General features: G+C 62.7%; 6 protein-coding genes and 1 pseudogene. 4 read left to right on the forward strand and 3 right to left on the reverse strand.

Features of this window, described 5'->3' with window-relative positions; genetic code table 11:
- The first annotated feature begins 165 nt into the window (after positions 1-165).
- Positions 166-1,701: an IS21 family transposase gene (gene istA / locus AC5DC2_RS13660; RefSeq protein ID WP_491698870.1), complete on the forward strand. Its 1,536-nt coding sequence runs from the start codon at positions 166-168 to the stop codon at positions 1,699-1,701.
- Positions 1,691-2,461 carry an IS21-like element helper ATPase IstB gene (gene istB, locus AC5DC2_RS13665; protein ID WP_036236820.1) on the forward strand — a complete coding sequence of 257 codons (771 nt, stop codon included), beginning with the start codon at positions 1,691-1,693 and terminating at the stop codon, positions 2,459-2,461. Before istA ends, istB begins: the two co-directional genes overlap by 11 nt.
- 95 nt (positions 2,462-2,556) lie before the next feature.
- On the opposite strand, the pseudogene tnpC reads toward istB, so the two are convergent.
- The 3 genes and pseudogenes from tnpC to tnpA all read right to left on the reverse strand — a co-directional run.
- Positions 2,557-3,495 (reverse strand): annotated as a pseudogene (tnpC, locus tag AC5DC2_RS13670) (IS66 family transposase); the annotation flags it as partial.
- A 69-nt stretch (positions 3,496-3,564) separates the two neighbouring features.
- Positions 3,565-3,918, reverse strand: coding sequence for an IS66 family insertion sequence element accessory protein TnpB (gene tnpB, locus AC5DC2_RS13675; protein WP_024707692.1), 354 nt, complete (start codon positions 3,916-3,918; stop codon positions 3,565-3,567).
- A complete protein-coding gene (gene tnpA, locus AC5DC2_RS13680) occupies positions 3,915-4,292 on the reverse strand; it encodes an IS66-like element accessory protein TnpA (protein WP_491698871.1) in 378 nt (125 codons plus the stop codon). Before tnpA ends, tnpB begins: the two co-directional genes overlap by 4 nt.
- On the opposite strand from tnpA, the gene AC5DC2_RS13685 reads away from it, so the two are divergent.
- Both AC5DC2_RS13685 and AC5DC2_RS13690 read left to right on the forward strand, forming a co-directional pair.
- Positions 4,279-6,915 (forward strand): PD-(D/E)XK nuclease family protein, encoded by a 2,637-nt coding sequence (locus AC5DC2_RS13685; RefSeq protein WP_491698872.1) that lies wholly within the window; start codon positions 4,279-4,281, stop codon positions 6,913-6,915. The genes tnpA and AC5DC2_RS13685 overlap by 14 nt on opposite strands.
- A 2-nt stretch (positions 6,916-6,917) precedes the next feature.
- Positions 6,918-9,476 (forward strand): UvrD-helicase domain-containing protein (locus AC5DC2_RS13690; RefSeq protein WP_491698873.1); only part of this gene is annotated, 2,559 nt, incomplete at its 3' end.

Raw genomic sequence — 9,476 nt, forward strand, 5'->3', positions numbered from 1 at the left:
CAGACACATCCGCGCGGTCATCGCGGCGGCGGCAATCTCGCTTGTTTCCAGGGCCTGTTGATTTGCACTGAGAGCTGACCCGGTTGGGCTGAAGATTTCCATTGAGATTTGACCCATGTGACCCTTCCCCGAGCGAAGCGCGAGGGGGTCAACGGAGTGATCGACATGGGACTACTGAACGTGATCCGGAAGCTGCGCCTTCGTCAGGGCTTGCCGATACGAGAGATCGCGCGCCGCACAGGCCTGTCGCGCAATACGGTCAAGAAGTATCTGAAGGCTGATGTCATCGAGCCGCATTTTGCGACGCCTGATCGCCCGAGCAAGCTTGACCCTTTTGGCGAGAAGCTGGCGGTCTGGCTGAAGACCAATGCCGGGAGGCCACGCAAAGAGCGGCAGACCCTTACGAAGATGCATGCCGATCTCGTCGCTCTCGGCTTCACCGGCTCCTACAGTCGTGTGGCGGCCTTTGCACGAGAATGGCGGGCAGATCGTCAGAGCGAGCAACAGACGACAGGTCGCGGGACGTTCGTTCCGCTGGCGTTCCGTGCTGGCGAAGCGTTCCAGTTCGACTGGAGCGAGGACTTTGCAGGCGTGGGTGGCGAGCGCACGAAGCTCCAGGTCGCCCATATCAAGCTGTCGCATAGTCGGGCGTTTCTCTTGCGCGCGTATCCTTTGCAGACCCATGAGATGCTGTTCGACGCACATTGGCACGCATTCCGAGTCTTCGGTGGCGTGCCGGAGCGCGGGATCTACGACAACATGCGCACGGCTGTGGACCGTGTCGGTCGGGGCAAGGAACGGCAGGTCAATATCCGCTTCCTCGCCATGGCCAACCATTATGTGTTCGAGCCCGAGTTCTGCAATCCGGCGGCGGGTTGGGAGAAAGGGCAGGTCGAGAAGAATGTCCGCGACGCCCGTCACCAGATGTTGCAGGGCATGCCAAACTTCTCTGATCTTGCGGGGCTGAACGCGTGGCTGGAAAAGCGTTGCTACGAGCTGTGGCATGAGACTGCCCATGGCACGCTGCCCGGAACCATCGCCGATGTCTGGGCAGCGGAACAAAGGACCTTGATGCCTCTGCCAGTGGCGTTTGACGGCTTTGTCGAGGTGAGTAAGCGTGTCTCACCCACCTGCCTGATCAGCTTCGAGCGCAATCGCTACAGCGTTCCCGCATCCTTTGCGAACCGGCCTGTCAGCCTTCGGATCTATCCCGATCGGTTGGTCGTGGCGGCGGAGGGCAACATCCTGTGCGAGCATGCCCGCCTGATCCAGCGCAGCCACAAGTTGCCCCCGAAGACGATCTATGACTGGCGTCACTATCTGGCGGTCGTGCAACGGAAGCCCGGGGCTCTTCGCAATGGCGCACCCTTTCTGGAATTGCCACCTGCCTTCAGGCAGTTGCAGGATCAGATGCTACGCAAACCCGGTGGTGATCGCGAGATGGTCGATATTCTCGCACTCGTCTTGCAGCATGATGAGCAGGCCGTGCTGACCGCCGTGGAATTGGCACTGACCGAGGGCGTGCCCACCAAGACCCATGTGCTGAACCTCCTGCACCGCCTTGTCGACGGCAAGGTGACTGGTGGTCTGCCACTGGATACTCCGCAAGCGCTGATCCTGCGGCGCGAGCCCAAGGCCAATGTCGAACGTTATGACGCCCTGCGCAGTCAGATCACTGCAGGAGGCCGCCATGCGTCATGACCCTGCCGCCGGTGCCATCGTGATCATGCTCCGCAGCTTGAAGATGTATGGCATGGCCCAAGCCGTCGAGGATCTCATCGAACAGGGGGCACCTGCCTTTGAGGCGGCCATCCCTATCCTGTCGCAACTGCTGAAGGCCGAACTAGCCGAACGGGAGGTGCGCTCCATCGCCTATCACATGAAGGCGGCACGCTTCCCAGCCTACAAGGACCTCTCGGGCTTCGACTTCGCCGCCAGCGATATCAACGAGGCCACCGTTAGAACGCTGCACCGCTGCGAGTTCCTCGACGGCGCGCAGAATGTCGTCCTGATTGGCGGACCGGGCACCGGAAAAACCCATGTCGCGACCGCCCTTGGCATACAGGCCGTTGAGCATCATCGCCGCAAGGTCCGCTTCTTCTCCACAATCGAACTGGTCAACGCCCTCGAACAGGAAAAGGCCAAGGGCAAGGCGGGGCAGATTGCCGAAAGCTTGACCCGCCTCGACCTCGTGATCCTCGACGAGCTTGGATACCTGCCGTTCAGTGCCTCGGGCGGGGCGTTGCTGTTCCACTTGCTGAGCAAGCTTTACGAGCGCACCAGCGTCGCGATCACAACCAATCTCAGCTTCAGCGAATGGGCCACGGTCTTCGGCGACGCGAAGATGACCACGGCCCTGCTCGACCGCCTCACACACCGCTGCCACATCCTGGAAACCGGAAACGACAGCTTCCGCTTCAAGGCAAGTTCAGCCGCAGCAGCCCGAAAGAAGAAGGAGTGAAACCGTGCATTGACCAACACATGACCCAAAAGCCATAACCAAAGGTGGGTCACTTCTCGATGGAAAACCCGGGTCAGCTCTCAGTGCAAATCAACACCCTGCAGTATCCGTTCGGCATGAATGCCGCCGCGACCGGGAGAGTATGTGAAGGCGACACCTGGCGGAGCACCGCCGCCCCAAGGACGATCATCCCGCGCCAGCGCCCAGAAGTATCCGGTCTTGGTCTTGCGGGAGCCAGGATCGAGAACTGGGGCACGGGTCTCATCCATGAACAGTTTGGTCGAGCGCTTCAGGTCGGTGATCAGTGCATCGAAGACGGGCCGTAGTTCATAGGCTGCCCGACCGACCCAGTCGGCAAGCGTGGAGCGGTCGATATCGATGCCCTGACGGCTCATGATCTGCGCCTGCCGATAGAGCGGAAGGTGATCGGCATACTTGGAGACAAGAACATGTGCGACGGTTGCTTCCGTCGGAAGCCCTGCCTGGATCAAACGTGCAGGTGCGGGAGCCTGAACGACGCCGTCAGTGCAGGCACGGCACGCATATTTGAGGCGACGAGTGACGATCACGCGGAACTGTGCTGGGATCACGTCCAACCGCTCGGAGACATCTTCGCCAATGCAATGGAGGCAACCGCCACAGCCGCAGATCAGGCTTTCTGGCTCAATAACTTCCTCGATACGCGGGAGATGCTTCGGAAGCGAGCCGCGATTGATCGCACGTGGCTTGGCAATCCTATTTGCCGCAGGAGCGTCCGCCTCATCCTCGGCATGGATGACAGCCATGGCCGTCTCCAGGTCTTCCAGCGCCAGGTCGAATTGGTCAGGATCGCTCTTCTCGGATTTGCGTCCGAAGGCTGCCTGTTTGAACGCTGCGACCAGCTTCTCAAGTCGTTCGATCCGCTCATCCTTGCGGGCGATATGCTCATCTTTGCTGGCTATCGCGACGTCCTTTGCCGCCTCGCGTGCCTGCGCCGCGATCAGCAGCGCCTTCAGGGCGGCAACATCATCGGGAAGATCGGCGGCTTCGAGCATGGCCGGAAAATATCAAATCCCGAGCGGATTTGCCTCTGGAATTTGGGGCGCTGAGTCATCGTGCCGCAGCTATTCGATGGCCTCCGGCGTTCTCGTCTGGACGGCATGAACCCGCCGCCAGTCGAGGCCCGCAAATAGGGCTTCGAACTGAGCATGTGTGAGTGTCATCAAGCCATCCTTGATGCCAGGCCAAGTGAATGTGTGCTCTTCAAGCCGTTTGTAGGCCATGACGATTCCGGAGCCATCCCAGTAGATCAGCTTCAACCGGTCCGCCTTGCGCGACCGGAAGACAAAGACCGTTCCCGTAAACGGGTCCTTATGCAACTCGTTTTTTACCAAGGCCGCCAAGCCGTCATGACCCTTGCGGAAGTCGACAGGTTTGGTCGCCACCATGATCCGTACGCGGTTCGACGGAAAGATCATGTCGCTGCCGCCAAGGCGCGGGCGATAGCCGCGATCCGGGACGCCGACGCGCCTTCCTCAAGACGGATCGTAACTGGACCCACGACAATCTCGGCGCGGGAAGCGACCTTGACGGTCTGCGGCTCCGGCGCTGGAGCATCAACAACGATGGCCGCAAACTCGACTGCGTCTTCCGGCTCTGGCAACACCAGCTTGCCCTGCCGCGCAAGGGTTCTCCACGATGACAGGTGGTTGGCCTTCAGCCCGTAGCGTCCCGCTACTTCATTTACTGTCGCGCCCGGGCGCAAACTTTCCGACACGATCCGCGCCTTGACCTCATCAGGCCACTGGCGATGCGTCTCACGCCTGCTCCGCCCCGTTGTGAAAACCTCCAACGTAGACTCCATGGAGAAACTCCTTGTCGCTCATCCATGGAATGTCGATCACAAATCAGAAGCCTGCAGACAATGTGGGGGTAGAACACCGGTTACCACTGATCCGCGCTCCGGCCTGCAATACCGCCTGACCGATACCGGTCTTGCCGAATTGTCCCTTGCCCCCATTTCTGCCGAATGGGCGCCGGGGCGTGCCATTGCCGAGGCGCCTGACCCGGTCTGGGCCGAAAGTCTTGCCAATGCGCCTGTCGAGACGATCTCGGCGGTGACCGCCGCGCTGACGGATCTTGTGCTGGCCACGCCGGATCTGAAGGTGCCGAACGTCGATCACCTGCCAGACAGCCGCGCCAAGCGGCATCTCTTGGCGCTGGTCGCGTTGTGGCAAAGGTTGGGGGATGCGCTGCCAGAGGGGCTGGCACCGATTTCCCATGTGCTGGCCCTGCCGCATGGGCCGTTCCTGGGCTCGTTGCCGGTGGTTGAAGGTTCGCTGGATCCTCTAGCTCCTGCTGCGCTGCAGGCGCTTTTTGCCCGGTTGCGGGACGAGTTCGGCACTGTTCCCGCAAGCGCCTATACGCCCCGGGCCGCAATCGGCAGCCGCCTGCACGCGCTGCAGGGCGGTGTTTCAGCGCAGGATATCGAGGCCGGGGTTCTGGATGACAGCCTCGCGTTCTATGGTCTGCGCGATCCCGCCGCCTGCGCCGATTTCGCCGCCGCCCAAGCCCGGGCGCTGATTGAGTCCGGCGTTTCGGCCCGTGAAATCGCCGTGCTGTCGGGCGATGATCTGCGCCAGATCGCGCGCGCTTTCTCAGCCCAGGGAGTGCCGCTCTCGGGCCTTCCGGGCCAATTACCCGAGCGAGATGTCATTGGCGAGACCGCGCTACATCTGGCGCTGGCCAAGCGACCGCCAACTCCGGCTATGGTCTTGGCGAGCCTCGCGCTTTCTCCCTTGATGCCCTGGGCGGCACAGACCGGGCGCGATCTTGCCGAAAGCCTCATGGGTGGCGATTTCCGAGGCGCCATCCTCACGGACACGCCCGCACATAAGGAACTGTGGGACGATATCCGCGCCTCGGCCGGCAGCTTGCCGCAGCTGCGATTCCTGCTGGACCGGATCTGCGAGCGGATCGGAAAAGGCGATCAGGTCCGCGCGCGGCTGACTGTCCCCCCCGGCGAAGGCACGCCGGATTGGGAGATAATCCTGCGTGGCATTCAGATCGCGCCGCCCATGGTTGCGGACCCCGACCGCAATCTTGAAGGCGTCAGCCTCTGGTCCGCGCATGAAAGCCCGTGGCGCCCATGCCGCCATCTGATCGTCAGCGATTTCACCGACGGGCTTTACCCGACTCGCCCGCGTGCCAATCCGCTGTTTCTTGACAGCGAGATCGCTGCGATACACGCGGGAACCGGCGTTCACCTTCGCGGTCGGGCCGAGGGGCTGGCGCAAAGCCTCGCGTTACTTGATCAACAGCTTCAGGCGGTTTCCGGCAGCGTCACCTTCCTCATCCCATGGCGCGATCTGGCGGGCGGGCGCTTGCAACCTTCGGCCGGGTTGTCGCTGGTCGCGCGGGCGGTGGCGGGCGTTGAGGATGCCAGCGATCTGATCACCGATCTGTCGCGTCAGAGCCCTGCGGAATGGCCGATTGCGTATCACCATCTGATGCCGGTGCCGGAACCCGCGGAATTGCCTGAGGAGCTTGCTTTCCCGGGGCATGACCTTCTGTCCCTTCGTCGGCGCGATGACGGCACCGCCAAACCGCAATCGCCCTCACGGCTCGAGACGCTGCTTGTCAGCCCGCTCGCCTGGCTTCTGGCCGAGGTTGGGGCCGAGGATATGTCTTGGTCGACCGAAGAACTCGACGTGATGGCAAGGGGCAATATTGCCCATGATGTCTTTGAGCATGTCTTCCTGAAGGATCAGCCGTTCCCGGAAACCGAGGCGCTGGCAGAACTGATCGCCGAGGCCTATGACCGCGCGCTCACCCGTCACGCGGGCTATCTGCGCAGCCCGTCATGGGAGATGGAGCGCCACGGTTTGGAGCGTGAGATCATGGCGGCGGCCCTGCGCTGGTGCGACCATTTGCTGGCGCTCAATGCCAAGATCATCGGCAATGAAATCTGGCTGGCCGGTGAGGCGCATGGCATCAATCTGCATGGCAAGGCCGACGCGATCCTTGAACTGCCTGATGGTGCACTCTTGATCATCGATCACAAGAAAAGCGGCACCAAGGGCCGACGGCAGCGGATGGAGGCGGGCTGGGATCTGCAGGCAGGGCTTTACGCCGATATGATAGCGCGGCCCATGCGGCGCGAGGGTGACGGCATGGACCCGCTGATCGGCCGCAAGGTGGCGGTCGCCTATCACCTGATGAATGATGGCGGGCTGCTGACTTCGGGTCTGGTCTTGCCCGAGGGCTCGCCCGCCCGCGACATGGGCGATGCGGTGAATGCCGGGGCGGTAGCCAAGCTGGCGGAACGCTTGGCCGAACTTGGTGCAGGACGGGTCGTGCTGAACACCTCTGAGGATGCGGCCTTCTTCAAGAAAGAAGCCGGCTTCACCCCATATGCGCTGACCGATGGCTCGGCCCTGGTCACCGCCTTCATCCGCACGCTCGAGGAGGAATGACCATGGCCCCCGTCAATGCAGATCAAGGTCTGGTCATCGTTCCCGCGGGTGCCGGCGCGGGCAAGACCCACCGCATCAAGACCCAGCTGTCCGATTGGGTGAAACGCGGCATTGTCCGGCCCGAACGTATCCTTGCCGTCACCTTTACCGAGGCCGCGGCTGGCGAGTTGCGCGAAAGGATCCGTGCCGGCCTTCTGGCCGATGGACTGGTCGCCGAGGCGATGGCGGTCGAGCGCGCCTATGTCTCGACCATACATGGACTGGGCCTGCGGCTTTTGACCGAACATGCTCTGGCGGCTGGCGCCTCGCCGCAGCCGCGCCATCTGGGCGATGCCGAGCGGGATCTGCTGATCCGTCAGGCACTGGCACATGCCAAGGCGCTGGACCCGATCAAGGCCGCGCCCGAGCGGTTCGGTTACGCCCCGAACTTCGTGAAGGGCGAGACGGTCGAAGACAGTTTGCGCGCCCGGGTGCTATCGATGATCGACCTCTTGCGCGGCCTTGGGGACAAGGGGCGTGACGCTGGCCTGATCGCTCCGGCACTGACGCAGCTGGATACGGTTTACGGGCCGGTTCTGGATGACCCTATCGCCGCGACCACCGCGTTGCAGACGGCCGTGCAGGTCATGATCGCAGCCTTTCCCGAGGGAGGCATGGCCGGGATCACCGCCAAAACCAATGTCGAGAAGCTGGAGAAAAACCTCGCGCTTTTCAAACGTGTTGATCGCGCGCCCGATCTTCTGGATCGGGATTGGCAGGTCTGGAACGATCTGCGCAGCCTGTTCATCTCTAACCGCTCCAGCAAGACGCCTGCGGGATATGACGACCTTGCCACGGCGATCATGGCGGCGGCGGATGTGCTGCCCTGCCATCCCGGCCCGCTGGCCGATGCTAAGCTGCACCTGTCCTGCCTGATCGCCTGCGCGCAAGAGGTGATGGCGGCCTATGAGACCCGCAAGAAGGCGCTCGGCCTGATCGACTTTGCTGATATGATCACCGGGGCTGAGCACCTGCTCCGCACCGACCTCGCCGTGCGGCAAGCGGTGCTGGACGAGATCGACTGCGTCATCATCGACGAATTCCAGGATACCAACCCTGTGCAATTCGCGCTTTTGTGGCAGTTGGGCCAGCACGCGCCGCGTACACTGCTGGTGGGCGATGTCAAACAGTCGATCATGGGGTTTCAGGGCGCCGATCCGCGCCTATCCATAGCGCTGGCGGCGGCAAACCCCGATGCGACCCAGCCTTTGGACCGCAACTGGCGCTCGACCCCAGCCATCATGCAATTCGTCAATGCGATGGGGGCTGGCCTCTTTGGGCAGGGCTATAACCCGCTGGCGCCGACCCGCGATGCGGTCGCAGGTCCCGCGATCGAGGTTCTGAACGCTACGCAGGGACGGCGCTCACAAAAGTATTCGCAGCCCCCAGAACACATCGCCGAGCGCATCGCCCGTATCCTGACTGATACTGAGACCATCACCGACCGCCACACGAAGGCCGCCCGGCCGGCGCGGCCTTCGGATATCGCGCTCTTGGTCTGCCGCCACACCACCGCCGCCCGCTATGCCGAGGAATTGCGCGCGCGCGGCGTTCCGGTGCGGATCGCCGAGGATGGCTGGGCGAAAAGCCCGGTGATCGTTGCCGCCCGCGCCGCGCTGGCCTTTGCCGCCAATCCGGCGGATATCCATGCCGGGCTGCTCTTGCGCACGCTTGGCCCGGACCCGCTGCCCTTGCAGGAGGCGCTATCCGCCCAAATGGAAGGGCGGTTGGTGGATGACCCGGTGCTGATGCGGCTCGCCGCTCTGTCGAACCTTTTGGCCCGCCTGCCGGTGGGTGCGGCCCTTGATCTGGTGTTGGATGCCGCCGGCCTGCGCCTCTGGGCGGAACGTCAGCCTGACGCCGCCCAATCCCGTGCCGATCTTTTGCGGCTAGAGGCTGAGGCGGGTGAGTTCGAAGCCGCGCATCGCGATCTCAAATCCGCCTCGGGGTTCCACGGCGAGACTGCCAAGATATTTCTCGGCTGGCTCGACGCCCGTGGGAGCGAGCGCGATTTCGACCGTCATCCCGATCCTTCCGCCAACAGCGACGAGGCGGTGGAGATCGTCACCTGGCACGCCTCCAAAGGGCGGGAATGGCCGATCACTGTCGTCGCCGAGTTCGACTATGGCATTGAGGAACGTGCGGGGGCCACTGCGACCCGTTTCGATGCCCTGGACCGCATCGACGATATGGCGGTGGTGCTGGGGTCCGCGAGCCTAATCCACACGCCCGGCTTTGCCGCGCCCGAGGCGACCCGCCGTTTCATCGAAGACCGCCGCGCCGATTTTGAAACCAATGCGAAAAACCTTCTCTATGTCGCCCTGACCCGTGCCCGTGACCGGATGGTGCTGGAATGGCCGGGTTTTCTGAAGGACCGCGAAGAAGACGCGCCCGAGGCTACGAACCTGTTTCATATCCTGTCCGATACTTGCGCACCGCAGATCGGGGCGGGCAGCCTGCGCATCAATGGCGTGGATTGCCCGGCGCTGATCACGCAACTGCCTGAAGAGGCGGGATTTACC

Source organism: Martelella sp., from assembly GCF_984369615.1.